The 25,948-nt window shown below is 73.2% G+C and carries 22 protein-coding genes; 9 read left to right on the top strand and 13 right to left on the bottom strand.

Features of this window, described 5'->3' with window-relative positions; all coding sequences use genetic code 11:
• Window positions 1-257: 257 nt before the first annotated feature.
• Window positions 258-2,951: a HEAT repeat domain-containing protein gene (locus tag WMF45_RS50240; RefSeq protein ID WP_437714485.1), complete on the bottom strand. Its 2,694-nt coding sequence runs from the start codon at window positions 2,949-2,951 to the stop codon at window positions 258-260.
• Between the two features lie 228 nt (window positions 2,952-3,179).
• On the opposite strand from WMF45_RS50240, the gene WMF45_RS50235 reads away from it, so the two are divergent.
• From WMF45_RS50235 to WMF45_RS50210, 6 genes are all read left to right on the top strand, one after another.
• Window positions 3,180-3,725 (top strand): TlpA family protein disulfide reductase, encoded by a 546-nt coding sequence (locus WMF45_RS50235; RefSeq protein WP_437714483.1) that lies wholly within the window; start codon window positions 3,180-3,182, stop codon window positions 3,723-3,725.
• Window positions 3,726-3,820: 95 nt separating this feature from the next.
• Window positions 3,821-4,933 carry an SUMF1/EgtB/PvdO family nonheme iron enzyme gene (locus WMF45_RS50230; RefSeq protein WP_437719671.1) on the top strand — a complete coding sequence of 371 codons (1,113 nt, stop codon included), beginning with the start codon at window positions 3,821-3,823 and terminating at the stop codon, window positions 4,931-4,933.
• Window positions 4,934-4,995: 62 nt separating this feature from the next.
• A complete protein-coding gene (locus tag WMF45_RS50225) occupies window positions 4,996-5,862 on the top strand; it encodes a helix-turn-helix domain-containing protein (RefSeq protein WP_437714481.1) in 867 nt (288 codons plus the stop codon).
• Window positions 5,863-6,278: 416 nt separating this feature from the next.
• Complete coding sequence (locus tag WMF45_RS50220) at window positions 6,279-6,923, top strand: hypothetical protein (RefSeq protein WP_437714479.1); 645 nt, start codon at window positions 6,279-6,281, stop codon at window positions 6,921-6,923.
• Window positions 6,924-7,233: 310 nt separating this feature from the next.
• Window positions 7,234-7,635 (top strand): MmcQ/YjbR family DNA-binding protein, encoded by a 402-nt coding sequence (locus WMF45_RS50215; protein WP_437714477.1) that lies wholly within the window; start codon window positions 7,234-7,236, stop codon window positions 7,633-7,635.
• Window positions 7,636-7,868: 233 nt separating this feature from the next.
• Window positions 7,869-8,378 (top strand): hypothetical protein, encoded by a 510-nt coding sequence (locus WMF45_RS50210; RefSeq protein WP_437714475.1) that lies wholly within the window; start codon window positions 7,869-7,871, stop codon window positions 8,376-8,378.
• An 18-nt stretch (window positions 8,379-8,396) separates the two neighbouring features.
• Here the strand turns inward: WMF45_RS50210 and WMF45_RS50205 are convergent, their stop codons facing one another.
• Window positions 8,397-8,528, bottom strand: a complete 132-nt coding sequence (locus WMF45_RS50205) for a hypothetical protein (RefSeq protein ID WP_437714474.1) — start codon at window positions 8,526-8,528, stop codon at window positions 8,397-8,399.
• A gap of 277 nt (window positions 8,529-8,805) precedes the next feature.
• On the opposite strand from WMF45_RS50205, the gene WMF45_RS50200 reads away from it, so the two are divergent.
• The 3 genes from WMF45_RS50200 to WMF45_RS50190 all read left to right on the top strand — a co-directional run bounded on the left by WMF45_RS50200 (window position 8,806) and on the right by WMF45_RS50190 (window position 10,250).
• On the top strand, window positions 8,806-9,273 hold the full coding sequence (locus tag WMF45_RS50200) for a hypothetical protein (RefSeq protein ID WP_437714472.1): 468 nt from the start codon (window positions 8,806-8,808) through the stop codon (window positions 9,271-9,273).
• A gap of 166 nt (window positions 9,274-9,439) precedes the next feature.
• On the top strand, window positions 9,440-9,772 hold the full coding sequence (locus WMF45_RS50195; protein WP_437296829.1) for an ArsR/SmtB family transcription factor: 333 nt from the start codon (window positions 9,440-9,442) through the stop codon (window positions 9,770-9,772).
• On the top strand, window positions 9,756-10,250 hold the full coding sequence (locus tag WMF45_RS50190; protein ID WP_437714470.1) for an SRPBCC family protein: 495 nt from the start codon (window positions 9,756-9,758) through the stop codon (window positions 10,248-10,250). Before WMF45_RS50195 ends, WMF45_RS50190 begins: the two co-directional genes overlap by 17 nt.
• Before the next feature lie 48 nt (window positions 10,251-10,298).
• On the opposite strand, the gene WMF45_RS50185 is transcribed toward WMF45_RS50190, so the two are convergent.
• From WMF45_RS50185 to WMF45_RS50135, 11 genes are all read right to left on the bottom strand, one after another.
• Window positions 10,299-11,648, bottom strand: a complete 1,350-nt coding sequence (locus tag WMF45_RS50185) for an ABC transporter permease (RefSeq protein ID WP_437714468.1) — start codon at window positions 11,646-11,648, stop codon at window positions 10,299-10,301.
• Window positions 11,645-12,607 (bottom strand): ABC transporter ATP-binding protein, encoded by a 963-nt coding sequence (locus tag WMF45_RS50180; protein ID WP_437714466.1) that lies wholly within the window; start codon window positions 12,605-12,607, stop codon window positions 11,645-11,647. The genes WMF45_RS50185 and WMF45_RS50180 overlap by 4 nt, the downstream gene beginning before the upstream one ends.
• On the bottom strand, window positions 12,604-14,013 hold the full coding sequence (locus tag WMF45_RS50175) for a TfuA-like protein (protein ID WP_437714464.1): 1,410 nt from the start codon (window positions 14,011-14,013) through the stop codon (window positions 12,604-12,606). The genes WMF45_RS50180 and WMF45_RS50175 overlap by 4 nt, the downstream gene beginning before the upstream one ends.
• Window positions 14,010-15,299, bottom strand: coding sequence for a YcaO-like family protein (locus WMF45_RS50170; RefSeq protein WP_437714462.1), 1,290 nt, complete (start codon window positions 15,297-15,299; stop codon window positions 14,010-14,012). Before WMF45_RS50170 ends, WMF45_RS50175 begins: the two co-directional genes overlap by 4 nt.
• A 54-nt stretch (window positions 15,300-15,353) precedes the next feature.
• Entirely contained in the window at window positions 15,354-17,966 is a 2,613-nt protein-coding gene (locus tag WMF45_RS50165) for a thiopeptide-type bacteriocin biosynthesis protein (protein WP_437714460.1), read from the bottom strand.
• Window positions 17,963-20,527, bottom strand: coding sequence for a lantibiotic dehydratase (locus WMF45_RS50160; RefSeq protein WP_437714458.1), 2,565 nt, complete (start codon window positions 20,525-20,527; stop codon window positions 17,963-17,965). Before WMF45_RS50160 ends, WMF45_RS50165 begins: the two co-directional genes overlap by 4 nt.
• On the bottom strand, window positions 20,524-21,303 hold the full coding sequence (locus tag WMF45_RS50155; protein ID WP_437714456.1) for a nitroreductase family protein: 780 nt from the start codon (window positions 21,301-21,303) through the stop codon (window positions 20,524-20,526). Before WMF45_RS50155 ends, WMF45_RS50160 begins: the two co-directional genes overlap by 4 nt.
• The gene (locus tag WMF45_RS50150) at window positions 21,290-23,095 is read right to left on the bottom strand and encodes a SagB family peptide dehydrogenase (protein ID WP_437714454.1); all 1,806 of its coding nucleotides are present in this window, start codon (window positions 23,093-23,095) and stop codon (window positions 21,290-21,292) included. Before WMF45_RS50150 ends, WMF45_RS50155 begins: the two co-directional genes overlap by 14 nt.
• Window positions 23,092-23,832 (bottom strand): hypothetical protein, encoded by a 741-nt coding sequence (locus tag WMF45_RS50145; RefSeq protein WP_437714452.1) that lies wholly within the window; start codon window positions 23,830-23,832, stop codon window positions 23,092-23,094. Before WMF45_RS50145 ends, WMF45_RS50150 begins: the two co-directional genes overlap by 4 nt.
• On the bottom strand, window positions 23,810-25,126 hold the full coding sequence (locus WMF45_RS50140) for a YcaO-like family protein (protein WP_437714450.1): 1,317 nt from the start codon (window positions 25,124-25,126) through the stop codon (window positions 23,810-23,812). Before WMF45_RS50140 ends, WMF45_RS50145 begins: the two co-directional genes overlap by 23 nt.
• An 88-nt stretch (window positions 25,127-25,214) precedes the next feature.
• Window positions 25,215-25,571 carry a hypothetical protein gene (locus WMF45_RS50135; RefSeq protein ID WP_437714449.1) on the bottom strand — a complete coding sequence of 119 codons (357 nt, stop codon included), beginning with the start codon at window positions 25,569-25,571 and terminating at the stop codon, window positions 25,215-25,217.
• Between the last annotated feature and the right edge of the window lie 377 nt (window positions 25,572-25,948).

The following is a 25,948-nucleotide window of genomic DNA, read 5'->3' as shown; positions in this document are numbered from 1 at the left end:
CTCGGCGCGAACACTCTTCCGAAACGTGCGTTTTGTCCAGCCCGACACGCGCCGGTCACCCGACGACCCCGGCCAGCCCGACGCGCGCCGGAGACGGAAATGGCCGCGCTGCCAGCACAAAAACAGGAAGCCCGGAAGCTCCGGAGAGGACGACCTCCTCCTCGAGCGCTCCCGGGCTCGCTGACCTGGATCGTGCGCCGCGGCTTCGTGCGCGGGCCGATGCGCGCCGCGCGCCGGTCGCGCCGGACCGCGCGCCGCTACTGCGTGTCGGCGCCCCCGGCCTTCGCCGGGGCGAACTTGCTCAGGTCCTCGGCCACGGTGGCCTTCGGGTTCATGAGCTCGTGGAACGCGCGCTTCGCGAGCGCGCCCGTCTCGCCCTGCTCGTGCCGCAGGGCCATGAGCACGCCCTTCTCCTTCATGAACTTGAGCGTCTCGATCGCGCCCTTCTTCTTCGCGCCGTCGCCGCTCTTGGCCTCCTGGAAGAGCCGGTAGCGCAGCACGACGCGGGTCTCCGAGTGCGGGCCGTTGTCGTACTTCAGGTTGTCGAACTGGGCCTGGAGCCGCTGCCGCGCCCACTCCTGCGGCGCGTCGGCGACCTTCACCCGCGTGATCGCCTCGGCGTTCGCGACGTACCGGTAGAGGTTGCCGCGCTTGAAGTCCTCGTCCGACCAGTAGCCGAAGGCGCGGTAGTAGTGGTCCTTCAGGTCGTCGAGCGCGGACTTGTCGAAGTCGGCGTACATCGCGACCGTCCGCGCCGCGGTGTCGCTCGTGCCGCCGAGGATGAGCGCGAGCGCCGCCGCGTTCCGGACCTCGACGTCCTTGAGCTTCTCGAAGAGCTGCCCCTGCACCGCCTCGTCGAAGCCGCCGACGCCGATGGCGCGCGCGATGGCCATGCGCACCCCGGGCTCGACGTCGGCCGCGAGGAGCGGCACGAGCTCGGCGGCCGCGCCGGGCACCGGCCGGAGCGCGAGCGACGACGCGTAGCAGGCGCCGATGAGCTGCTTGCGCGGCTCCTTCTTGCTCGCGAACTCCTTCGCCTTCTTCGCCACCTCGACCATCGTCTTGTCGTCGGCGCACCAGGCGATCGCCTCGCAGGCGGCCTGGCGGGCCTCCTCGTGCCACAGCTCGTCCTCGATGAGCTTCGTCAGCCTCTCCACCGCGCGCGGATCGCCCCACTCGGCGAGCCCCTGCGACGCGCCGTAGGCGACCGCGCGGAGCGCCATCCCCAGCATCGCGAGCCCGGCGCCCTGGAGCGCGTCCTGAGTGATGTCCAGCTTCGGGTCCTTCTTGCGGCTGAACTGATCGATGAGCTTCGGGTACGAGGGCTCGTCCTTCATGCGCCCGATGTACCGGAGCGCGCTCTGCGCGGTCTCGAAGGCCGCGGGGAACGGCGGCTGCTGCCCCTCCTTGGGGAGCGGGTCCGTCGGGAAGGCCCAGTCGCGCATGTCCTTCAGGATCCTCTCGGAGCGGACCGTGGCGAGGAAGCGCAGGCCGTTCGCGTGCGGCTGCGGGCGATCCTTGAGCCACAGGATGACCGGGGCCTCGGCCGCGGCCTTGAGCTCGGCGGCCTTGTCCGCGTGGATCGAGGCGAGATCGGCGAGCATGCGGGCGCCGACGACGCGCGGCAGATCGGTGCGCGACAGGTGCCCGCCCTCGTCCGCCTCCCAGAACTTCTCGAGCTTGTAGAGCTTGAGCGGATCGGCCAGCAGCCGCTCGCCGAGGAACTTGGCGGCGCGGATGTCGCCGACCTCGGCGAGCCGCGTCCCCGCCTCGCCCTGCCAGTGCAGCGGCGGCTTCCTGGCCTCGATCCACTTCACGAGCGGGTCGGCCGACCGCGGGTCGGCGAGCTCGCGCAGCATCTCCATGATCTGCTTCGTCTGGAACCAGGTCGTCTCCTCCGGGTCCTGCTTCACGCTGTCGAGGGCGAGGACGAGCCCCTCGCCGCCGATGCCGTCGCGCAGCGCCTCGAGGAAGCGCTGGCGGCTGTTCTTGTCGGCGTTCGCGAGGGCCTCGAGGAGCGGGGCGCGCGCCGTCTCGTCGCCGATCCGACCGAGGCCGTTCGCGGCCTCGCGCGCGACCTCGACGTCCTTGTCCTTCACGAGCGTGATGAGCGCGCTCGTCCACTTGGGCTCGGCGTTGCGCGACAGGACCGTCGCGACCAGCTGCCGCACCGACGAGCTCTCGTCGGTCGCGAGCTTCGAGAGCTCCTCGAGCGACACGAGGCCGGCGAGCTTCTCGGGGTCGAAGGCGATGCCGCCGCCGAGGCGCTCGACCTTCGAGAGGAACCCCTTCCTGTACTGGTCCATCGCGTCCTTGAACGCGGCCGGCTCCTTGAGCTCGACGAGGGCCCAGACGAGCTGGGGCCTGTCGCTCTCGTCCGCGACCTTGAGCGCCTCGAGCAGCGCGGGCTTGGCGCTGTCGGCCTTGGGCGAGCCGTAGTACGCGAGCACCTGCGCGGCGACGCCCTTCACGCGGTGGTCCGGAAGCGCGAGCGCGTTCTGCGCGTGCGTGACGCCCTCGGGGTCGTCGGCCCACGCGAGCTGCATGAGCGCCTCCTGCTGGAGCGACAGCTCGGCGCTCGCGGCGGCCCACTTGCGCCACAGGGGCAGCTGGTCCTTCTTGGGCAGGACGAAGATGTTCTTCTTCTCCTTGGAGACGGCGTCGACCGTCATCTTCTGGCTGTCTTGCTTGACGCCGAGCCAGATGGCGCCCGCGGCGCCGAGCGCGACGACGAGGCCGACCACGATCGACACGGGGCTGAACCGGCCGCGCTTGAAGTTGCCGTCGTCCGCGAAGCCGCCGCCGCCTGCGGGCGCCGGCGGTGCGCCGGGCAGATCGTTGTCATCGGGGGGCCACTTGGCCGCCTGCTTGGCCGGAAGGGGCCCCGGCGGCGGGCGCCGTCCGCGCGGCCCCGCGGGATTCTCTCGTGAAAGATTCGGACGATCGAGCATGGTTCCTCCAGCGCGCGGGCGACGACGTGACCCGAACGGCGGTGGCATCGCGCGGCGTGCCGCGCTGCGCCCCCGACCCCTCCCGGCGGCGGCGGCGTCGCACGGCGAGCCGCGCTGCGCCCCCGCCCCCGGGCCAGGCGGCAAAGCGCCCGGCCGGTCGAGGCGCCGGACCGTACCAGAGCCGCTCGGACGTAGGCCCAAAGATTTGCTATGAAGCCCAGGGCCCGTATGGCCGAACCCCAGCCCAATTCCGGCAAGATTCTCTATCCTGCAGTCGCGTTGCTCATCGCCCTGAGCGCGCTGATTGGTCTTGTGATCCTGCCGCGCCTTGCGCCGGGGGTCGGGGGCATGGTCGGCGCGGAGGCCCCCGACGTGACGCTGCCGGTCGCGGCCAACGGCGAGCCCGGCGCGCGCATGCAGATCGCCGAGCTGAGGGGCCAGCCGGTGATCCTGGACTTCTGGGCGACGTGGTGCGGTCCCTGCGCGGTCCAGGCGCCGATCCTCGACCGGATCGCGCGCCGCTACGAGAAGAAGGGGCTCGTGGTGCTCGGCGTCAACGTGGACGACCCGCCCCAGGTGGCCAGCCAGTATGCGCTCAAGAAGGGCCTCTCGTATCCCATCCTGATCGACGACGCGAAGGAGGCCTCGGCCCACTACGGGGTGGACAAGCTGCCGAGCCTCGTGGTGATCGACCGGCAGGGGAAGGTCGCGGCCTACCTGACCGGCGTCGTCGACGAGGCGAGCCTCTCCGAGATCGTCGAGGCGGCCCTCTGATCTCGCTCGACCCGCCCCGCTCGCTCCACGTGCCTCTCTAGCTCGACGTGCCCCGCTCGCTCCACGTGCCTCTTCCCTCCCGTCCCTTGCACCTCGTGCTGGCGGCGCTCGCCGCCGCCGCGCCCGCCTGCTCCCGCGGCGACGCCGATCGCGGCCGCGACGCGGGCGCGCCGCCTCCGGCCAGCGCCTCCGCGCAACCTTCAGGCCCGGCGGCCTCCGCCCCGGAGGTGCCGGCCCCTCGGGCCTCCGGCGAGCCCGGCGCGGCCGGCGGCGACGCCGGCGCGCCCGGGGCGGTCGGGGATCCGATGGCGACCCACTACGAGGCGCGCGAGGATCTGGTGCGGCTCTTCTCGCTGAAGGAGTTCTCGGAGCGAGAGCGGAAGTTCAAGAACCCCGAGCTCTTCCTGGAGAAGAACTTCGGCGGCGGCTCCCCTGCCCGGCTCAACCAGGGCAACAAGGAGCTCGCGCGGCACACGCGATCGAAGGAGCAGTGCCTGGAGGGCCTCCGGGGCGTCGTCCTCCAGACGGAGGAGCAGCGCGCCCGCTGCGGCGGCCACGAGAACATGGTGCCCGTCTTCAAACACGCGCGCGGGAAGCCGGCGTCGGCCGAGTTCTGCATCGACATCTTCGAGTTCCCCAACAAGCCGTGCGAGCTGCCGATGGTGTGGGCGAGCCCGACGCAGGCGGCGGCCGTGTGCAGCCTGCAGGGCAAGCGCCTCTGCACCGAGGACGAGTGGAGCCTCGCGTGCCGCGGCGATCCCGAGGGCGGCAAGCCGAGGACGTACGCCTACGGCGACGAGCTCGATCTCGCCGTCTGCCACACGCGGACGCCGCACCGCGACATCGACGGCAAGCCGTGCGACGGCGACACCGCGCGCTCTGCCTACCAGACCTGCGCGACCGACACCGAGCCTGCGGGGTCCTTCCCCGCGTGCCGCTCGCGGTTCGGGGTGTTCGATCAGCACGGCAACGTGGCCGAGATCATGACCCGTCGCGACCGCGACGACGGCAAGCTGTACAGCCAGCTCAAGGGGAGCGCCTGGTTCTACGTCGAGGTCGCCCGCGAGCACGACGCCCCGAGGCCGAAGGGCCGGGAGACCTACCCCGATCACTGCTCCTACAGCCCGCGCTGGCACGTCGAGCCGATGGAGGACGCGTGGCACGCGAACTACCACCTCGGGCTGAGGTGCTGTGAGACGATCCGCTGAGTTGACACGCCCTGCGCGCGCGGCTGGCTCGCGCACGCATCGACGGGTACCCTTCCCCTGCGATGCAAGCGCTGGCGCCTCGCGCGCGGATCACCCGAGGCAACTCCGGTGAGGGCCGCTGGGAGATCGCGACGCGGCCCCCGGCGCCGCGCCTCCGCCCGTACATCCGCGACTACAGCGGCTACACGGAGGAGACGCCCGGGCCGCTGCGGCGGCGCGAGCTGCCGGCGCCGCAGGTCGTCGTGATCATCGAGTTCGGACCGCCGCTGCGCGTGTTCGACGCGGGGAGCGATCGCCGTCATTCCTCGCACCCCGGCGGCTTCGTCGCGGGCCTCGACGCCACCTTCACGATCACCGAGCACGACGGGTTCCAGCGCGGGCTCCAGGTGAACCTCACCCCCATCGGGGCGCGGCTCTTCTTCGGCGTGCCCATGGCGGAGCTGACCGGGCGCGTGATCCCGGCGCGCGATCTGCTGCCCAGGAAGCACGCCCGGCTGGCGGAGCGCCTCGAGGAGCTCCCGACCTGGGACGCGCGCTTCGACCTGATCGAGCGGGCGCTCGGCGAGCGCGTGGACGAAACGCGGCTCGAGGTCGGCGTGGTCTCGTGGGCGTTCCGCCGCATCGAGGAGCGCGGGGGCGCCGTCGACATGCGCGCCCTCGCGCGCGAGCTCGGCTACAGTCAGAAGCACGTGATTGGCCTCTTCCGCGAGCACGTCGGCGTCCCGCCCAAGCTCCTCGCGCGGCTCGTGCGCTTCGACCGGCTGGTGCGGCACCTCAAGACGGGCGCCACGGGGACCTGGGCGGAGCTCGCCCAGCGGTTCGGCTACTACGACCAGGCGCACCTCGCGCGGGACGTGAAGCAGTTCAGCGGGACGACCCCCACCCGGACGCGCGCGGCGCTGATCGACGTCGCCGGCATGAGCCCATAACACCGCGTCGGCCTGAAGCTCGCTGCGATCCGTGACATGTCACGCTGCGATCCGTGACATGTCACGCTGCGATCCGTGACATGTCACGGAGGAATGGGCCGCACTTCACGTGCGGACGACCCATGATCCGGCGTGTGGAACGCGACGGTTCGAGAAAGCAAGCGCCCTCTGCGCGCGGCACAAGACGTGCTTTGACCTCCGAGCGAGATGGAGAAGGAGCTTCGAGTTTCCGGAGCGCACGCGGTTACTTCCATCGCTTCTCAGCGTACCGCCGATTGGGCCGAACGCGGCCGCCTCGCTGGCTCCGGGAGGTTGCTCGAGCGTCGTGGTCGCCCCTCGGCGCACGGTGGACCTCGGCTCGGGCACTTGCATCTCGATGTATCCATCGGCCGGTTCAATCAAGGAGAAATTCATCCATGCGATCCGCGAATCTTATCATCGCAAGTGCTATCACCTTGGCAGCCCCCGTGCTTGGTTGGGAACGGGATGCCCACGCTCACGAAGTCGAGATGAGCGATCTTCCCGAGGGCTGCATCGACGAGCTTCGAGCAGGAACGTTGCCGATCGATCTCGACCTCGGCACGCTGTCCGGCAGCGATTCCTCGGTTGAAGTCGCCGGGTTCACCGCCTCGGAGTGCATGGGCTACACCTGGCTCAATTTCAAGAATGGCACGAACGCCAAGGTGATGACCCCTCATTACGGCCCCAACGTGAATTCGTCGGCCTTCGACTGCAATCATACGGCGCTCACGTGGGGCCTTTATTTCAGAGTCGTGATCCCATTCGCCTCGACGAGCACTTGGGTCTTCGTCAAGGGGGGCAACATGTTCGGAAGCCTCGTGGGCGGAACCTGCACTTACGATCCTGAAAACTTTCCGCACGGAGCTGGAGGGACGAGCAGCCCCCTTCCCTTGACCTCCGTCCCTGGTGGATGGGTAGAGTATCGGCTCGCCGTCAAGGCATGGCAGCACGACGATACGCATATCGGCCATCCGGGGACAGCGTGCGGCGGTCTGACGGAGTGCCATAACAACGTCGTCGTGGAGTTCGACGCCCCATAGTCCGAGCTCGGGCTACGGCTCATCCGTCTCGTCCTCGCGCCCGGGCCGAGGCGGCGGCTCGCCGACGCCCGCGATCCTTGGCAGCGGGGTCCGCGGCCGCGCCGTCGGTCCCGCGCCTCCCAAGCCCCGCGTCCGCCGCCGACGCGCCAGCCGGCGTCGAGGAGGAGGGGGATGACCCGCGCCTGCCCGGCGGTGTGGCGCCCCAGCGCCCGTTCCCTCTCTCGCCACCGCGCGTCGGCGGTCCTCGGGGCGGCGCGCGCTTGAGCTCCGTCACGACAGCGCCGTATCCTCGCCGCCGAGGCGCACCGCCGTGATCTCTTCCGACGATCTTCGAAAGCTCGCGCTGTCGCTTCCCGAGGCCGAGGAGCAGGACCACTTCGGCAAACCATCGTTCCGCGTGCGAGGGAAGATCTTCGCGACCCACTGGGTGGCGGAGGAGCGCGCGGTCCTCAAGCTGTCCCTCGAGGAGCAAGACAGCCTGGTGCAGGCGCAGCCCGACGTCTTCTCCGTGACGCCGTGGGGACACCAGGGCTGGACCCGGGTGGAGCTCCGCCGCGTCGAGCGGACGCTCCTGGAAGAGCTGCTCGTGGGGGCCTGGCGCCGCGTGGCGCCGAAGCGCGTGGTCGCGCAGTGGGACGCGGGCCGCAGCGGGGAGCCGGCGGCGCCGCCGGGCTCTCCCTCACCTCCCCGGAGACGCCGGCGCGCGACGTGACCGGCGCCGGGATGCGCGGTCCGGAGAGCGCCTCGGCCGCGCACGGCGAGCCCCGGGCCGGAGGCTGCGGTCCATTTTGCGATGGTGAGGAAGGAAAGTTCGATACTGGTCGTAGTAGGTTCACGCATGGGCGCCTGCCTGATCGACGGGGCAGCTCGCCCGCTTCCTCCGGCGGAGCCGTCTCGAGCGCCGCGCGGACACCCAGGTGGACCTTCTCGATGATGGAGTACTCGATGACACGAATGAAGCTTCTTGGACTCTTGATGGCCGGGCTCTCGCTCGTGGCGTGCGGCGATGACGAGGCAGGCAATGGGGCCGAGACCGGCGGCAACACCAGCGGCGGGGGCGACCTCGACGGCAAGCAGCTCGACGAGCTGACGGCCGCGGAGTCCCAGCAGGTGTGCGCGGACATCGCAGGGTCGATCGAGTTGTCGAAGGAGGACTCGTGCGAGCTAATCGGGCTGGGCAACACCATCCTCGGGGGGGATTGCGAGACCTTCAAGGACCAGTGCATCAGCGAGCCGGAGGATCCCGAGCCGATCGGCTCGTGCGATCCGTCCGAGTTCGCGGGGTGCACCGCCACGGTCGCAGAGATGAAGGCCTGTATGACCGCAATGACGAGCGCCATGAGAGCGCTCACGTGTGAATCGAGCATCGCGGACCTGGCGCAGCAGCCCGCCGCGTGCGCGGTCGTCAACGAGAAGTGCCCGGAGCTCGGCGAGACCGAAGGCGAAGGCTCCTGAGGTCGCCCCTCCCCCAGGTCACCGGTCGATCTCGGGCGTCACGACGTCGAAGCGCGCGATGAGCGCAACGAGGTCGGTCAGGAACAGCCCGAGGAGCCTGGCCTCGTCGCCATCGCCGTGAAGCTCCCTGTCCGGAGCCGCGCCCGTCACGCCTCCTCCCCGCCCAGGCCATGACATGCGGTGGGCCGAGCACCTCCGCGAGCTGCGCGCGACCGTGCATGCCTCGAGCGCCATCCCGCGCTTTCCGCCGACCTGAGCTTCACCGACGAGACCGTCGACCGCGTGGCACGCAAGGCCGACGTGGCGTTCCGGATCGGACGCTGCCCGAGCTCGCGGAGCGCGGGTATCGTCGGGGCGACGGGGCGCCTGCGGGTCCTGAACGGCCAGGAACGCACCTTCCTCGTCAAGGAGAGCTCGAATGAGACGGATGACGCTTCTCGAGGTCCTGGCGGCTGGGCTCGCGCTCGCGGCGTGCGGCGACGATGGGGACGAGACCGCGAGCGCCCTCGACGAGAACCGGCAGCTCGGCGAGCTGACGACCAAAGAGGCCAGTCAGGTGTGCGACGACCTCAAAGAGCCGATGAAGCTCGCGAAAGCAGACCAGTGCGATCTCATCGGACTGCTCAACGCCTCTGACATAGAGGAGTGCGCGGCCATCTGGCGGGCGTGCCTCCTCTCTGCAAATGAACCTCTGACGTCCAGCAGGTGCTTCACGTACGACTTCAAGGGGTGCACCGTCACGGTCGCGGAGGCCAAGACCTGCCTGATCGCCATGGCCGGCACCCTCAAGGCGCTCTCGTGCGGGTCCAGCCTCGACCTCTTGCAGCCTCCCGCGGAGTGCGCGGGCGTCCGCGCGCTCTGCCCGTCGATCCTCGAAAACGGCGAAGGCTTCTGAGGTCGCCTCTCGCCCCGCTTGCCGGCCGCCCGACCGCTCTCGATCAGGCCGCACACCCTGCGCCTCACATCTTACATCCGCGCACCTGGAGCGGCCCGCGCCCGGATCCGCGCCGGCCGAGCATCCCGGACCTTGACAGGTGACCATTTGGTAACATATCAGGGAGGTGACGGACGACGATCGCGTCTTCAAGGCGCTGGCCGATCCCACCCGGCGCTCCCTCCTCGACCGGCTCTTCGCGCGTGACGGCCTCACGCTCACGGAGCTCGAGTCCGAGCTCGAGATGTCGCGGTTCGGCGTGATGAAGCACCTCCGTGTGCTCGAAGCCGCGGGGCTCGTCGTCACGGTTCGATCGGGCCGGAAGAAGCTTCACTACCTGAATCCGGTCCCCATTCGCCAGATCCACGATCGTTGGATCGACAAGTACACCGAGGGGCGCATTTCGGCGCTCGTTGATCTGAAGAAACACCTGGAGAAGAACAATGACGACGAAGAGTGAGAAGCCGGTCCACGTCTACCGAGTCCACATCAAGGCGACGCCCGAGGCCGTCTGGGAAGCGATCACGAAGCCCGAGTGGATCGAGAGGTACGGGTACTGCGCCCGCGCGGAGTACGATCTGCGCCCCGGGGGCAAATACCAGGCGTTCGCGAACGCGGAGATGTCCCAGCACGGCGGCCCCAGCGTGATCATCGATGGAGAGGTCATCGAGGCCGATCCCCCGCGAAAGCTCGTTCAGACGTGGCGCATCCTCTGGGATCCCGAGATGAAGGAGGAAGGCTTCAGGCGACTTACCTGGGAGATCGAGGTGAGCCCCTACGGCATCACGTCGCTGACCGTGACCCACGAGGTCGGCGACGCGCCCAAGACAGCCGCCATCACATCGGGCGCGATCAAGGAAGCCGGCGGTGGCTGGAGCTATATCCTGAGCGATCTGAAGACGCTGCTCGAGACAGGCAAGACGCTGTCGGCGGCTTGAGAGCGCCGCGCCGCGCGTCCGGACAGACGATCGCGCCGTCGGCCCGCGTCACCTGGCGCGGGCCCAGCGCCAGAGCTCGCGGAGGGTCGGCGTCGATCCATGGGAGAGGACGCCTGCCCGGAAGACCCTTGCAGCGACCCAGATGAAGAGAAGCACGGTCGCGCCTGTGCCGCCGATGGCGACGAGGATCTGCCAGAGCGGCGGCTCGGAGACGAGGACCCGGACGAACATCACCATCGGGGCGTAGATCGGGATCATCGAGAGCACGACGGCGAGCGTCGAGCCGGGGTGACCGGCGATGACCACGAGGAAGAACGGCGGCGCGGAGAGCGCCATCGAGATCGGGCTCATCAGCTGCTGCGCGGCCTTCTCGGAGCTCGCGGCCGCGCCCCCGACGGCATAGACAGCCACGTTCACGAGATACCCCAGCAGGAAGAACACGACGAAGTACACGGCGACCATGGGACGAAGCAGGGTGTCGGCGTCGATGAGGGGCGGCCCTCCCAGCGCGCCTGTCGCGACGCCCGCGACAGCCGCCATCCCGAGCCACACGAGGATCTGCGTGAGGCCGGCGGCGGCGAGGCCAAGGATCCTCCCGGACAGGAGCTCGAACGGCGTCACCGAGGAGAGGAGGATCTCCATGATCCGGTCCGACTTCTCCTGCACGATGCGGCGCAAGATCTCGCGACCATTCAAGAGGATCGCGACGAAGAGCAGGCCGCCGAAGCCGAAGGCGACGAGCAGGTCGAGGTCTCCGCCGGGGCCCCCGGGGCCGCTCGAGGAGAGCGGCGCCGAGTCGAACGCAGGGGGCGACAGGAGGCCCTCGATCTCGGCGGCGTCGCGGCCGCGCGCCGTCCACCGCGCCACGGCGACGCCGCGCGCCACCACCGCCGCGGCGTGCTCGACGGCATCGAGGTCAGCCCCCTTCGCGTACAGCGCGCCCCGCGCGCCGGGGTCCTCGAGCATCGCGGGCGGGAGCACCAGCACGCCGTCCACGCCGTGCCCTCCCGCCTCGATGCCCGCCCTCGCGCCGTCGAGCAGCGCCGCGACGGCCGCGCTCGTGGCAGCGGCATCCCCGGGGGCCACGTAGGTGAGCCGCAGCCGGGCGGCCCTCGGGAGCACAGCGCTGCCCATCGCGGCGCCGAGCGACCTCGCGCTGGACCGCGCCGACGCCTCCTCGGCCAGGCCCGCGGAGGCGGCCTCCACGACCCCTCGGAGCCGGCCTGTCCCGTCGACGACGACGACCGAGCGGTCACCGGCGCCGACGGCGACGATGAGCGCAGGGAGCAGGCCCACCGCCGCGAAGAGGACCGGCAGGAGGAGCGTCGTGAGGACGAAGGACGCTGTCTTCACCGAGGCGACGTACTCACGCTTCAGCACGACGAGGATGCGGCTCATGACGCCTCCAGCGCCGCTTCGCGACCCGCGCGCGCCCTGTGGGCGAGCGGCGGCGGGGCGCCCTCGCCGACGACGCGAGAGAAGATCTCGCCGAGCGACGGCGACGAGACCTCGAACCGCCGCACCTGGACGCGCGAGAGCGCCGCCGAGAGCGCCCGCTGCGCGTCGCCGGCGTCGCGCAGCACGAGCTCCGCCACGCCGGGCTCGATCCGCGCGCTCACCACGCCGTCGACGCCGAGGAGGAAGGTCCCGTCGCCGTCGAACTCGATCCGCGCTGTGTTGCCCGCGAAGGACGCCTTCACCTCGCCGACGGGCCCCTCCAGGACGACGCGCCCCCGATCGACGACGACCACGTGGTCGGCCAGGCTCTCGGCGAGCGGCATGACGTGGGTCGAGAGCAAGAGGGTCTTTCCGGCGGCGCGGAGCTCCCCGAAGAGCCGCTTCACGAGCACGGCGTTGACGGGATCGAGGCCCGACATGGGCTCGTCGAGGACGAGGATCTCGGGGTCGTGGACGAGCGCGCCGCAGAGCTGCACCTTCTGCTGGTTGCCCTTCGACAGCGTCTCGATCCGCGCGCGCGCGACGTGATCGAGCTCGAGCGACCGGAGGAGCCGCGCGGCGCTCTCGCGCGCGCGGCGCGGGCGGACGCCCTTGAGCTCGCCGAGGAAGGCCAGGTGCTCGGCGACCGGCATCTGCTTGTAGAGGCCTCGCTCCTCCGGGAGGTACCCGACGCGATCGCGGATCGCGACGCTGTCGCTCCTGCCCCCGAGCACCTCGACCGCGCCCTCGTCGGGGAGGAGGATGCCTGTCACGAGGCGCATCGTCGTCGTCTTCCCGGCGCCGTTCCGGCCGAGGAGGGCTGTGGCGCCGCCGCGCCGCACCTCGAACGACACGGCGTCGACGGCCCGCCGCGACGCGAAGACCTTCGTCGCCCCGCGGAGCGAGATCGCGGGCGTCATCGGCGCTCCGGGGCCGAGGCGCTCGCGGCCCGGTCGCCGCGCGCGACGCGGCGATAACACACCTCGCGCAGCGCCACGCGCTTGAACTCGTCCGCGTCGGCGAAGCCGGCGGAGCGCAGCGCGCTCGCCGGATCGGGCGGCAGGGGCGCGCCCAGGCATCGCTCGAAATACCACCGGATCAGGTCGCCTTCGGCCATCCCGGCGTCGGAGAAGGCGGGGTTCGATAGGCCGAGCTCGGCGAGGCGCTGCTGCTTGTCGCGGGCCCGGGAGAGCAGCTCCGCGTACTCGCCGGAGACCGAGAGGTGGTCGCGGACGTGGCCTTGCGCCACCTCGTCGACCGCCTTCTCGACCCAGCCGATGAGCGCCTCGTCGCGGAGCAGCCGCGTCAGCTCGCCCCAGCCGACGCTGAACCGACCCATCCACGCCTTCACGTCGTCCGGCTCGTAGAGCCGCCGCTCGCGGCGGAAGGCGTCGGACGCCCGCTCCAGCGCGGCGTTGTCCACGGTGAGGCCGCGCCGCTCGGCCTCCTGCAGCGCGAGGTACCGGAGCATGGCCCCGCGCTTCGCCCGGCCGTAAGCCGCCGCGTCGAGCCGGAGCTCGTCCAGGATGCTGTCGAGGGCGACCGTCTCGTACGGCGACGCCTCGCCGGCGGCGCTCGGGCGCTCCGCGGCGACCATCTCGCCGGCGGCCTGCTCGGCGCGACACCAGAACTCGGTGACCTCGAACCTGTACGTGACGGTCTTCAGCGAGAAGCCCGCCTCGGCGCGCGCGCGGAGGTGCCGGAGCAGCGCGATCGCGTCGTCGCGCTTCTGGTTGACGCGCCCCTTCGGGAGGAAGTCGCGCAGCGACGAGAGCTCGCTTTGCGGGACGCCGTGGCGGGACGCGGCGTCGAGGATCACGGGATAGACGCGGTCGGGATAGTAAAGAGACTTTGCGACCGACGTGAGCGCGTCGCGCGTGGCGGCGGAGATCGCGCCCGCGGCCGCCGCGGCGTCGAACGTCCTGCGGATATTGACCATCGCCTCGGAGCCGGCGCGAAAGCCGCTGTCCGCGGGGCCGTGGACGACGGCCACCTCGTCGTCATCCTCGAGGAGGCCGTCGCGGTACGCCTCGAAGATGGCGCCCACGCCTTCCATGCCGAAGGCGGAGAGCTCGGCGGCGCGCAGCGCCCCCATGCTGGAGCTCCCGAAGACGTGGATGCCCTGCGCCATCGCGAAGAGGATCTCCTTGTGCCAGACCGCCGGGACCCGCTCGAAGTAGCCGTCGATGATCGCGATGGCGCTCGGGCGCTTCGCGCATGCCCGGTAGACGTCGCCCTGCGAGACCGGCGGCAGATAGAGGGCGTCGAGCTCCGCCCGCGCGGCCTCGAGCGAGAGGGTCGGACCGACAAAGACGATGATGCTCATGCGATCTCCTTCAGGCTCGCTGCGCTCCCGCTCCGGCGCTCGAGCGCGCGGCGGAACCGGCGGCCAGGGATGTAGCTGGGGAACGAGTGGATCCCTTCGAGCCCGGGGATCACGATCTTGACGACGGGGATGCCGAACTCCGGCTTCGTGAGATCGAAGGCGACGACGCTGTCGATCCCGACCGCGCGCAGCCGCTCGATCTGCCAGGCGACGTCGTCCTCGAACGTGTCGCCCGCGAACGTCGGGCCCGCGGAGAACGGGCGCTCTCCGCGCGCCGTCAGCAGCCGGCGGAGGTGCCGGACCTGGTCGGGGCTCCGGTGGCGGTCGTACTCGGTCCGGAGGAGGTCGTCGCGCGCGCCCGAGATGACCGTGAGCCGGGTCTGCGCGGCCTCGGTGAGGGCGCGCAGCAGCGCGACGGCGCGCGACGGGTGGCAGCCTTGCCCGCCGGAGCCGTGGAGCGCCCGGACGGCGTCCTCCGTCCGCTCGGCGATCAGACACTCGTACGAGGGGATACCGACGTCGGAGGTGGTCTCCCACGCGCCGACGGCGATCCCGGCGGCAGAGAATCGCGCGAGCACATCGCGGCAGCCGGGATCATCGATGCTGTCGAGATCGAGCCGCCTCGCGTCCCGCTCCTCGTCGGTGAGCGCCCCCCACACGGCCGTGGCGTCGCGCTCGACCACCTCGCAGATACCGTAGCTCACCGCCTCGAGGAGCCCGTTCCCCGACGAGAGCCCGTTGGTCGAGCAGCAGAAGATACCCGGGTTGACGCGGCCCGTGGCGGTGGCGTTGACGTGCACGAGCTCGTAGGGGACCCACACAGGGGCGCCGCGCATGAGGTCGTAGCCCTCGGCCCACAGGAGCGGGGTGTCCTCGTCGAGCGGCACGCTCGAGGTCCGCGGCAGCGCGGAGACGTCGGCTATCGCGTGGGAGCGCCGGAGCTCGCGAGAGGAGCCGAGGAGCAGCGGCCGGACGATGTTCTCGCCGTGATAGGCCTCGATCGACTCCATCAGCCCCGAGACCTTCGCCGCCGCGAGCGTCAGCCCCTTTCCCTGGCTGACCGAGAGAGAGCGCGAGTTGGGGCGGCAGACGACGACGACCGGTATCCCGATCGCGTCGAGCCCCGTGACGTTGGCGATCCGCGTGATCCCCATCGCCGGCATGAAGCCCTTGATCCGATCCAAGGTCTCCTCGGGTGAGGCCGCGCGATGGGTGCCGTTCATGAAGCGCTTCTTCTCGGGGCCCGAGAGCCCCGGCATGGGCGGAAGCTTGGTCAGAGTCTCCACGATGCTTCTCCTTCGCTCTGCGCCATGGCTGGCGCGGCTCGAGTTCGTTCTCGTTCAAGTGCTCTGCAAACCGAGGACCACCGGCCTGTCGCGGCGGCCGTCGGCGCGGCAGGCGTCGCGCCGCGCGCGGGCGATGGCCGTGACGAGCCGCCGCTCCTCCGGCGGCACGCCCGGGGTGAGCTCCGCGGCGCGCGCGAGCGCGGCCGCCCTGCCGGCGTCGTCGCCCGCGGCGGCGGCGACGTCGGCCTCGAGGTGCGCCGCGGCGAGCGCGAGCAGGGGCGCGCTCCGCGGGGCGGCCCCCCCGAGCGCGGCGAGGCGCGCGTGCAGGCGATCGAGGTGCGCCCCCGCCGCCCCGGCCTCCCCCCGCGCGAGGGCCGACTCGGCGCGCGCGAAGAGCACGGCGAGCTCGCCGTAGGGCGAGCGCCACACGCGGGCGCGCGCGGGCCGCGCGCCGTCGAGCCAGGCGCGGACCGGGGCCGCGTCGCGGCGCGCGAGGCCGAGCGAGATCGCGTTCTGCGCGGCGAGCGACGCGAGGTCGAAGAGGCCGATCCACGCCGCGTGACAGGCCGCGATCTCGAAGAGCGCCGCCGCCTCGGCGAGCTCGCCCGCGGCTGCGACGCTGCTCGCGAGGCGCACGCGCACCATGAGGGCGCGGCGGAAATCGGCGAGCTCCTCGGCGAAGGCGAGCGCCCGGCGCTGGTGCGCGAGGCCGCGCTCGTGCTCGCCGCTGGCCGCGTGCGCGGCGCCGCGCCACGCATGCGCGGCGGCGAGGCACTGCGGCGGCACGTCGCCGCGCGGCGCGGCGAGCAGGGCGTCGAGCCGCGCCTCGTGCTCGGCGCGGCGCTCGTCGGTCGCGCACACGAGCGCGGCGTCGAGCTCCGCCCAGCAGCGCTCCGCGGCGGACGCGTCGGGCGCAAAGCGCTGCGGGGCGACCTCGTCCCGGAGCGCGTCGAGCGCGGCGGTCTCGCCCAGGTTGTGGAGCGCGGCGAGGAGGACGCGCCGCGCGAGCGCGCGGCGGCGCTCCGGGAGGCCGAGGCGGAGCGCCGCCTCCGCCGCTTGCCGCGCGAGGGCGGGGCGCGACATGCGGAGCGTCGTCCTCGCGAGCGCCACGAGCGCGTCGGCCCGGGCCGCGGGCGAGAGGCCGGGCGACGCCAGGGCGTCGCCGAGGATCGCGGCGGCCTCGTGCAGCGCGCCGGCGCGGCAGAACGCTTCGCCCCGCGCGACCATCGCGGGCCCCGGCGTCGCCGCGGGGGCGGCCGCCGCTTCGCCTTCGGGCGCGGGCGCGGTCGCGACGCGGAGGAGCCCCGGCCCCTCCTCGATCTCGGCCACGATCGCGGCCCACCCGGGGCTCGGGCGCCCGCTCGCGGTGACGACGAGGGCGAGCGGCTCCGTCTCCACGGCGCGCGCGAGGTACGCGACGGCGTGCTGCGTGTCGGCGTCGGCGCGGTCGACGTCGCGGAGGACGAGCACCGTGGGATCGAGCGTGTGCTCCGCGAGGAACGCGCGGAGCGCCTCGGCCACGGAAGCCGGGTCGGGCGGCAGCGGGCACTCCGGCGCGTCGTGCGCGGCCTCGATGCGGCCGAGGGCAGCGAGGAGCGCGCCGCCCGCCGGGTGGGCGTCGGCGAGGGCGCGCAGCAGCGCGAAGGGCGCGGACATCCCGCCGGCGGGCCCGGCGGACAAGAGGAACCGGAGGCCGTCGCGGCGGGCTGCGTCGCGGAGCGCGTCGAGCGCGGCGTTGTCGCCCGGGTCGAGCAGCGCGGTGACGGGCCGGCGCTGCTCGGCCGCGCGGGCGAGGCGCTGCCACGCCTCGCCCGGCGAGACGCCGGGCGGGCGAGCCCGCGGCGGCTCGCGCGGGGCGCCTGCCTCGGCGAGCGCGTCGGCCACCCACACCTCGAAGGCGAGCGTGAGCCCGAGGCGGTTGTGGAACGTGTGGGCGAGGTTGGTCACGACGGTCGCCAGCGACACGCCGAGCGCTCCGCGCCGCGACGCCTCGGCGAGCTCGGGCAGATCGGCGTCGAACGCGGTGAGGAGCGCGCGCTCGCCGTCGACGAGCTCGCCGAGCGCGGCGAGCCCCTCTCCCCGCACGAGCGCGCGCACCAGCGCGACCGACTCGGCGTCCGGCGCTGCGCCGATGAGATCCACGCCCGAGATCGCGCGGGCGAACGTGCGCCAGTGCCGCGCGTACCCCGCGAGGAACGACCGCCGCGCGTCGCCCGTGATGCCCGCGCGCGCGAGCAGCGCGTCGAGCGCGCACGCCGCGACGAGGGCGCGCGCCCGCGGTCGCCCCGCCGTCTTCCGGATACAGCCGAGCGCGAACCTGCTCGAGGCGAAGAACTGTCGCTCCGCGATCTCCATCCCCGCGGGCCCTCCGTGCTTCTCGAGCTCCGGCTCGTACACGGCGGCCTCCGCGCGCGACACGGCGGCGCAGCACGCAGCCGCGGCGTCCACGCGCGCCGCCACGTCGGCGGGGTCGCGCCCGGGCGCCACGCGCACGCGCAACCGCAGGTGGTCGCCTCCCTCGGCGTACCGGAGGAAGAAGAAGCGATCGATCGCGCCGCGCTGCTCGAGCTCGGACACGAGCGGATCGATGAGCCCGAGGAGGAGCGCGTCGGTCCCCTCGCCCTCGATGCCCCGATCGTGGAACAGCTTCCGGTAGATCCAGCTCATCGCGCGCTCCTCTCGCCGTCGATCTCGACAAGCAGCTCCGCCGCGTGCGGCCTCCCGTCGAGGCGCAGCCACGACGCCTCGGGCTCCGGCAGGAGCTCGGTGAAGACGAGGTACCCGCTCCTCACGTCGCCGGGACCGCCGAGCAGGCGAGCCAGCCCGATCAGCGTGAACGGGCTCTCCCAGTCGACGTACATGTTCGTCTCGGTGAAGCCGTAGCCGGCCACCTCCCGCCCGACGTACCGGGCGAACCCCCGGCTCGGGAGATCGAGCTCGCGCCGCAGGCGCGCGATCGCGCGGAAGTACGACGCGTACGGCTGCTTCGATTCCTTGCGCGGGATCGCGCTCACAGGGATCGCCCACCGCGCGCGCTCCACCACGACGCGACCGACCGTGAGGCGCGGGCGCCGCGGGGCCGGCGCGACGCCCCGGGCGAGGTCGAGACGATCGAGCACGTTGTAGAGGTCCGCCCGCTCCGCCACCGTGTCGTCGCGGAGCCGCGGCGAGAGCGCCCGGAGCAGGAAGTGCGGATCGGGGAGCGCGGCGTCCCGCAGGAAGCCGAGGTGGATCGGCTCGATCTCGCGGCCGAGGCGCCGCGATCGGAGCCGGAGCTCGACCGCCGCCGCGTCGAAGCGGAGCGAGAGATCGCGGAGCGGCAGGACCTTGTCGCCGGGCGCACTCGGCTCCCACGGGAGCTCGATCGCCCACTCCGTGAGGCGCGGGTGCACCTGGAAGTTGAGGCCGAGCGTGGGCGAGAGCTCGACGGGCAGCGGACCGCCCTGCTGCGCCAGGCGGCGGCGGATCGCCTCGAGGGCCTCGGGGGCGCGCCCCTCGGCGTCCGCGAGGTAGCGCGACAGGTACTTCGCGCGCCCGGCCTGCGCGCCGTTGAGCACGACGCGCGGCTCTCCGCCGTCGCGCGGGCAGGGAGGCGCGATCTGGAGGAAGAGCGCCATCGACGACGGCGCGTCGCCGCCCGGCGCGGCGAGCCCCTCGAAGAGGCCTGGATCGAGGCGCACGACGTCGCCCGTCGCCGCGGCGGCGACGCGGCCGAGCTCCGCGTCGATCCAGCGGATCGGCTCGGACGCGCCGCGGATGAGCGCGACGCGCCGCGGGTCCTCGAGGATCTCGGTCACGAAGGCGCCGACGTCGTCGCACACGCCGTCGCGACCGAACCGCTCGATGAACGCCGCGCAGAGCCGGCGGTGCGCGGCCCCGCAGGCGCTCGCGCGCACGAAGCGCACGACCGGATCGAGCGCCTCGGCGAGCGCCCCGCGTGGGACAGGGAGCTCCGCGCCGGAGGCGCCGTCCACCATGACATCCTCGAGCAAGGACGAGCGCCCAGGGCCGCGGCCGAGCTCGGCGGCGAGGCGCGCGCGGGTCTCGACGCCGGCGGTCGCGTAGTCCTCGAGGCGCCGCGCTACCGAGCGGAGCTCGTCCGGCGCGCCCGCGCACCCGATCTCGCCCAGGGCGTCCGCCGTGGCGCGCAGCGCCGCAGGGGTCGGCCCCATCGGGACGCTCGCCGGCTCGAGCATGCCCGCCTCGACAAGCTGCTCGAGCACGTCGCGGCACACTCGCTCATCGGCGTCGTCCGACGCGAGCGCCCGGGCGGCGTCCTCGAGCGTGCGCCCCTCGGCGCCCTCGACGAGGCGGGCGACGGCGGGGGTCCACCCGAGCGACATCAGCTCGCCCGACCCGGCGCGCGAGAACACGACCGACGGCGCGGCGCCCGCCACGAAGCGCCGGAGCGGGTTCATCCGGAGCGGCAGGCGCGCGCGTGCGTGGGCGTGAGCCGCCGGGGAAGCGGGGGAAGAAGACGAGGAAGACATCGCGCGCGCGACGAGCTCCCCGGCGTGCGCGAGCGCGAGCTGCGGGAGGCTGCGCCACCGCGCCTCCTCGGGCGTGCGCAGCGCGCTGCAGACGCCGTCGGACGACGCGGAGAGGTCGAGCAGCGCGACGCCCGCGAACCCCGCGAACGGAGTCGTCCGCGCCGTCGCACGGAAGACGTAACGCGCGATCGTGGCCTCGCGGATCTGCTGCGCCGAGGTGAGCGGCGCGCCGCTCGGGATCTCAGCGAGCTTCTGCGCCGTGGTATAATGGTCGGCGCTCGAGAGCAGGATCCCCCCGAGCAGGCGCGAGCTTCCGAGCGTCCTCCGGAAGCGCTCCGACGCGGCGATCCACTCCGCGGCGAACGTCGCCTCGTAGCGCTCCTCCAGCGCGGCGCACCGGGCCGCGCGCGCGTCGACGAGCGCGAGCGCGGCGCGCGCCCCTTCCGGCGGCGCGGTCCTGGCGCCCTCGAGCGCGCCGGCCGCCACGGCCTTTCCGTTGAACAGCCGCCGCTTCACCTCGAGCGCCGCGCGGCGCAGCGCCTCGTCCTCGCACCCGCGCACGACGTCGAACATGCGCGCCGCCGCGTCCGCCCGCGCGGCCGCGAGCTCGAGCTCGGCCACGGCGAGCTCGCGTTCGACCGCGGGGCTCTCGCGGAGGCGGAGCCCGGCGAGCGCGTCGGCCGGCATCCCCGCGACGCGCAGCGCGCCCCACGGCGCGATCTGGAGCCCGCGGCTCATCGCGGCTGCCCTCCGCGAGGCGCCTCTCGGGAGGCCGGCTGGCGGTGCCCTCCGACGGCGAACGCGAAGAACGCCGTATGATCGCGGCCGTCGAGCCCGAGGACCTCGTCGACGACCGCGGGGGCGAAGCCGCCGGTCGCCGTGTAGGTGAGCCCGAGCGTCTCCGCGACGAGATAAAGGCGATCGGTGAGCCACCCCGCCGCGAACGCCGCGCCCCGGTAGCCGCGATCGCCGAACGCCACGAGCCACCGCCCGATCGGGACGACCAGGAAGAGCACCGCCACGCCCGTGGCGTGCTCGCGCTGCAGGATCGCGGTCTCGGCCATCCACGCGGGCGGCGCCGGGCCGATCGGCGCGAGGTGATGCTCGCCGCGGTCGTACCGGTGCGCGCCGGGCGGGACACCGTCGACGTCGAAGACCACCGGAAACAGCAGCGGATCGAGCGTCGCGTCCGCGAGCCCTGCCGGGCGCGCCGCGGCGACCGCGAGCAGCGTCCCGAGCGTCGCCGCGTCGATCGCCCCCGCCGAGAGCCTCCCGCTCCGCCGCGCGGCGATGACCGACGCGAGCGAGCGCTGGACCGGCTCGAGCGCGCGCGGCGCGGGCAGCGAGACGGCGCGCTCCGCGTCCCCGGGCAGCGGCGACGGCGCGGGGAGCGCCGGCTCCGGCGAAGGCCGCGTCTCGGGGTAGCGGCTCGCGACGACGAGCTCGGCGACCCCCCGCAGGGGCTGGGTCGCCGCGGCGAGCGTGGACGAGATCCTGTGATCAGCGAGAGACATCGCGGGCCTCCGTGGCTGCGCCCCTGAGCGCGATGAGGAGATGCGGTGCGAGATCGATGCCATCGACGCCGACCACGCGCGCGACGGCCTCGTCGTCGAACGTCCAGACCGCCGTCGCCGCGAGGCCGAGCTCCTGGGCGAGGAGCTCCACGCGGTGGGCCATCAACCCGGCGTCGATCAGCGCGTAGGTGTACCCGCGCGCGTAGTACTTGGAGCACGCCCGCGCGACCGAGCCGACGACGACGATCACGGCGCCCGCGGACTCCACGGCCGCGGCGTGCTCGGCGCTCCCGCCCGCGAGCACGGCGCGCGCGAGGGCGCCCGCGGCCACGCCCGTGCGGAGCGGCGTGAGCGCGCGCGCGGCGAGCTCGAACCGGTGGACGCCCGCCGCGATCCCGGGGACCCGCGCCGCCGCGACGTACGCCTCCGCCGAGCCGAGGTTCCCGGCCGACGCGGTGGTGCGACGCACGTGGGCCTCGCCCTCGGCGCGGCGCTCGACGCGCCCGCCGAAGCTCAGCTCGAGCAGCGCGCCGAGCGCGCCCGCGTCGAGCGTCCCCGTCGCGTCGCGCCGGCGCGACAGCGCGGCCCCCACCGGCGCGCCGAACGCCGCGGCGAGCGGCGTGGCGACCTGCGCGCCGGCGCCCTCCGGAGGCCGCCGCGGCGACGGCGCGGCCGGCGTGCTCTGCAGCTTCCGCACCTCCGGGCTGATGTGCGCCTGCATCCCCGCGTGCTGGCCGATGTGCCACGGCTGGACGACCGTCGTGTTGTGGAACATCCGCGCGAGGCTCTCCGCGTGGCCGGACGGGAGTGTCGCCGTCCGCGGCGGCGCGTCGCCGCCGCAGAGCGGGCAGCTGGGCAGCCTGGTCATGAACGGGTGGAGCGCCGTCTCGCCGGCGCCGGGCCGCCACACCTCGACGTGCTCCAGCGGGGCCACCGCGAGCAGCCCGCTCGCGTGGAAGATCACGTGCTGCGCGACCCGGCTCACGAGCGCGCGCCCCCAGAGCGCGCGAAGAGCGCCGTCGTCGAGCGCCGGATCCGCCGCGGCAGCGCCGATCTGGAGCCGGACGCACGCCGGGCACGCGGACGCCCCGGGGATCGTGAGCGGCCCGATCGTCCACGTGCCGGGGTTCGCCGCGAGCATCGGGACGCGCGCCGCGATGCACGCGCGCGCCGCCGCCTCGAGCGCTCCCTGCTCGCCGATCACCACGGCCAGATCGACCTCGCCCTGCGCGAGCTCCCCGGCGCTCGCGGCGAGGCGGACGTCGGCGACGCCCGCCTCGCGGAGCATCGTCACGAGCATCCCCGCGAGCGACGCGTCGCCGTCCCCCAGCGCGCGCACGCGCGCGCCTTCGAGCGCCCGCTGCGCTTCCCCCCGGCTGCGGTTGCGCCCGGTCCGGCGGAGGTACCTGCTGAAGAACGCGCGCTGCGCCCGGCGCGGCTCCTCGGCCTCGTCGGCCGCGGCGCCCTCGCCCTCCTCGAGCATGCCGTGCATGTGCATCAGGTGGATCGCGTCCCGCAGGTCGGAGGCCACGACGCCCGGAAACGCGGCCTCGACGTCGCCGACGGTGCGCGTCCCGTCGAGCAGCGGCACGAGGTTCTCCATCACCCACGGGAGCGACGCGCCCTGGATGATCTGCGCCTCGCCGCCGAGGACGTGGAGCTCTCCGCCCGGGAGCGTCACGCGGAGGAGATCCTCGACGAAGCGCGGGCGCTCCGGGCAGCGGAGCTCCCAGTAAAGCTCGGCGAAGCGGCTGAGATCGCGGGCCTCGTAGGCATCATCGGACGGGCTCATCGTTCACCTCCCACGCCGGACGACCCGGCGATCGCGAGCGGGTGCTCGGCGAAGTACCCCGCGAGCGACGCCCCGCGCCCCGCAGCGTGCTCGCCGGCGGCGCACCGCCCGCACAGCCCGACCCGGGCGAAGCGCCGCGCGCGGAGCGCGCCCGACGTGACGTCGCACTCCCAGAAGCGCCCCATGCGCGCGGCTCCGGCGCGGGGCGGCTCCGGCGCGCCGCGCTCCCTGGAGAGCGCGAGCGCCTCCGCGGCGAGCAGCGCCGCGGCCTGCTCGGTGACGGCCGCGAGCTCGCCCTGGAACCAGGGGCCAGGGTCGCCCGAGGCCCCGAGCGCCTCGAGGGCGTCGTGCGCCTCGAGGTCCAGCGCGACCGAGCGCACGCGCCGCGAGAAGCACGCGAAGCACGGCGTGCGGCCGGGGACGATCGACGGCCCGATGCGGAGCTCGTGCGCGAGCAGCGTGCCCGACGTCCAGGCGACGCGCGCCGCGAACGCCGCCGCGTCGAGCGCGAGCGCCGCCGCGGGCCGGGGGCGATCGGTCGCGAGGACGATCACCGCGTCGGGCAGCGCCTCCGGCGCGCCCGCGCCCAGCGCCGACGTCGTGACCCGCGCCCCCGCGCCGGTCAGGAGCTCCGCGCAGCGGGCGCCGAGCTCTCCGTCACGGAGGACGTGCACAGCGGGCGCGCCGGCGGGGCGCTCCGGGGCCGGGCTCTCCTCAGGCGAACGGGATCGGATCATCGGTGATCGACTCCTCTGTGCGAGCGCCGTACCCGAGCCTCTCCGGCGCGTCGTACAGGCGGGGGTGCGCGAGGTACCGCGCGTGGTGGGTGAAGCTGATGGGCAGGAGCTCGGGCACGATCACCTTCACGACGACGATCCCGAAGTCGCGGACCTCGGGCATCGTCACGTCGACGGCGACCACCTCCATGCCGAGCGCCGCGAGCCGCGCGACGATCGCCGCGAGCGGGTCGTCGCCCTCGATCGCGCGGGGGAAGGCGGTCGCGACCGGCGCCTCGCGCGTGGCGAACGCGAACCGCGCCGGGCCGTCCGGCCCCGCGTAGAGGCGCCCGAACGACTCGGGTGTCTGATCGGCGTCGGTGAAGAACGACGCCCGGGTGACCGGCGGAGCGGGCTCGCTCAGCGCCACCCGCAGGCTCCCCACCTCCTCGAGGACGCGCGCCGCCGCGGCCTCGCCGTCGGGGCGGCAGGCCGCCATCGCGATCGCGTGCGGCGCGCCGTGCGCGCACGTCTGCACGGCGCCGATCACCGGGACGCCGACGTCGGTCGTGAGATCGAGCAGCGCCGTCTCCGTGCCCGCGGCCTCGGCGCTGCGGAGGAGCGCCGCGACGAGCGGGCTCCGCGCGCTCCCGGGCGCGATGCGCGGCATCCGGAGCTGGTGCAGCCAGAACAGCGCGAGGCTGTCGCGCTCGATCACCTCGCACAGGCCGGAGAGGATCGCCTGCCGGAAGCTCGCGCCCGCCGCGAACCCCGTCGAGAGCGGGAAGAGCGCGTGGTCGCGGATCGGCAGCGGCAACCCCATGTACGTCGCCGTGAGCGGCACCCAGATCGGGCGCTCGTGGGTGAGCGAGAAGCCGCGCACCCAGAGCTCGTCGCGATCCGGATCGGGCTCGCGCAGGCGGAAGGCCGACGGCGCGCGGGCCCGCTCGCGCGCAGAGCAGCGCGGCAGCCGCGCGGGGTCGAGCGCGCGATCGCCGAGCGAGCGCGGCGTCGCGCGCAGCACCCCCTCGGTCGGGTACATGACGCCGCAGTAGCGCTCGAGGGCCTCGCAGACGGCCCGGATCTGGGCCGTGGTCTCGTCGACGGCCGTGCCGGAGCCCGTGAGCGACCCGAGCTTCGAGCCCGTGCGGGACGGGCCCGGGTGGAGCGCCGCGGGCCTGCCGAGGAACGCGGTGAAGCCGTGCATCTGCCCCTCGAACCCGGGGGGAAAAATGAAGCGCCGGACACGGCGGATGATCCCGCAGCGCTCGTCGATGAGCGGCGCGAGGCGATCGATGAGCGAGATCTCCGGCATGGTGGCGGCTCCTTGAGCGGGGCAGGCGGCGCCCCGGGAGCCCGGACGCGCGACGCGCGTCCGGGCCGCCCAGGGTGCGCCTACGGGTTCACTTCTTGTCGGCGCCGAGCTCGACGCCCTTGGCGATCGCGGCCGAGACGAGGGCGTCCTGGCCCATGACGTCGATCGCCTTGTCGTGCATGCGGATGACGCTCTCGAGCTGCCCCTCGTCGAGGCTGTCGAAGGACGAGCTCGACGAGACGCTGATCGAGCTGACCGAGGAGAAGCACCCGCTCGTACAGGCGGAGCTCAGCGGGACGGCCTGGAGCGTCTCGTTGCTCTTCTCGCTGATCTTCTTGAGGGTGAGCTCGAGACGCTGCACGCCGGCCTTCGTGTCGACGACGTCGGTCGCGCCGGCGGTCGTCTGCGTCTCGATCATCGACTCGGTATTCTGGATGGTGAGCATGGCAATCTCCTTACAGACGTTGACTACGTATCGACGCGCGCGGTCGCTCGCGAGGATTCGCGAACGACCGCGCGCGCCCTCTCGGATGCGCTCCGAAGAGTCCTTGAGGTCCAAGGCGGCATGTCGCCTGTGACACCCCGTGATCGTCGAGCCGGACAGCGAGCGTGCCTTCCGGCGCCGCTCCAGCCCCGAGGCTCGCGTTCCTTCGTTCCTTCAGGTCAAAGCAACGCGCATGCCGCGGGGCCCGAGCTCACGACCACAGCCCGGGACCGGCAGAGCGGCGCCCGGGGCGCGGGCGGCATCCCCACGATGCTGCCCTCGATGCGCAACTACGCGCCCAAGTGAGCGAGGTTTCGCTCAACATGCGCAGGCGGGTC

The sequence above is a fragment of the Sorangium sp. So ce448 genome (genome assembly GCF_051520915.1).
GTDB lineage: Bacteria > Myxococcota_A > Polyangia > Polyangiales > Polyangiaceae > Sorangium > Sorangium cellulosum_B.
Note: the sequence above shows the minus strand (reverse complement) of the source record. Positions and strands in the feature narration are given on the sequence as shown.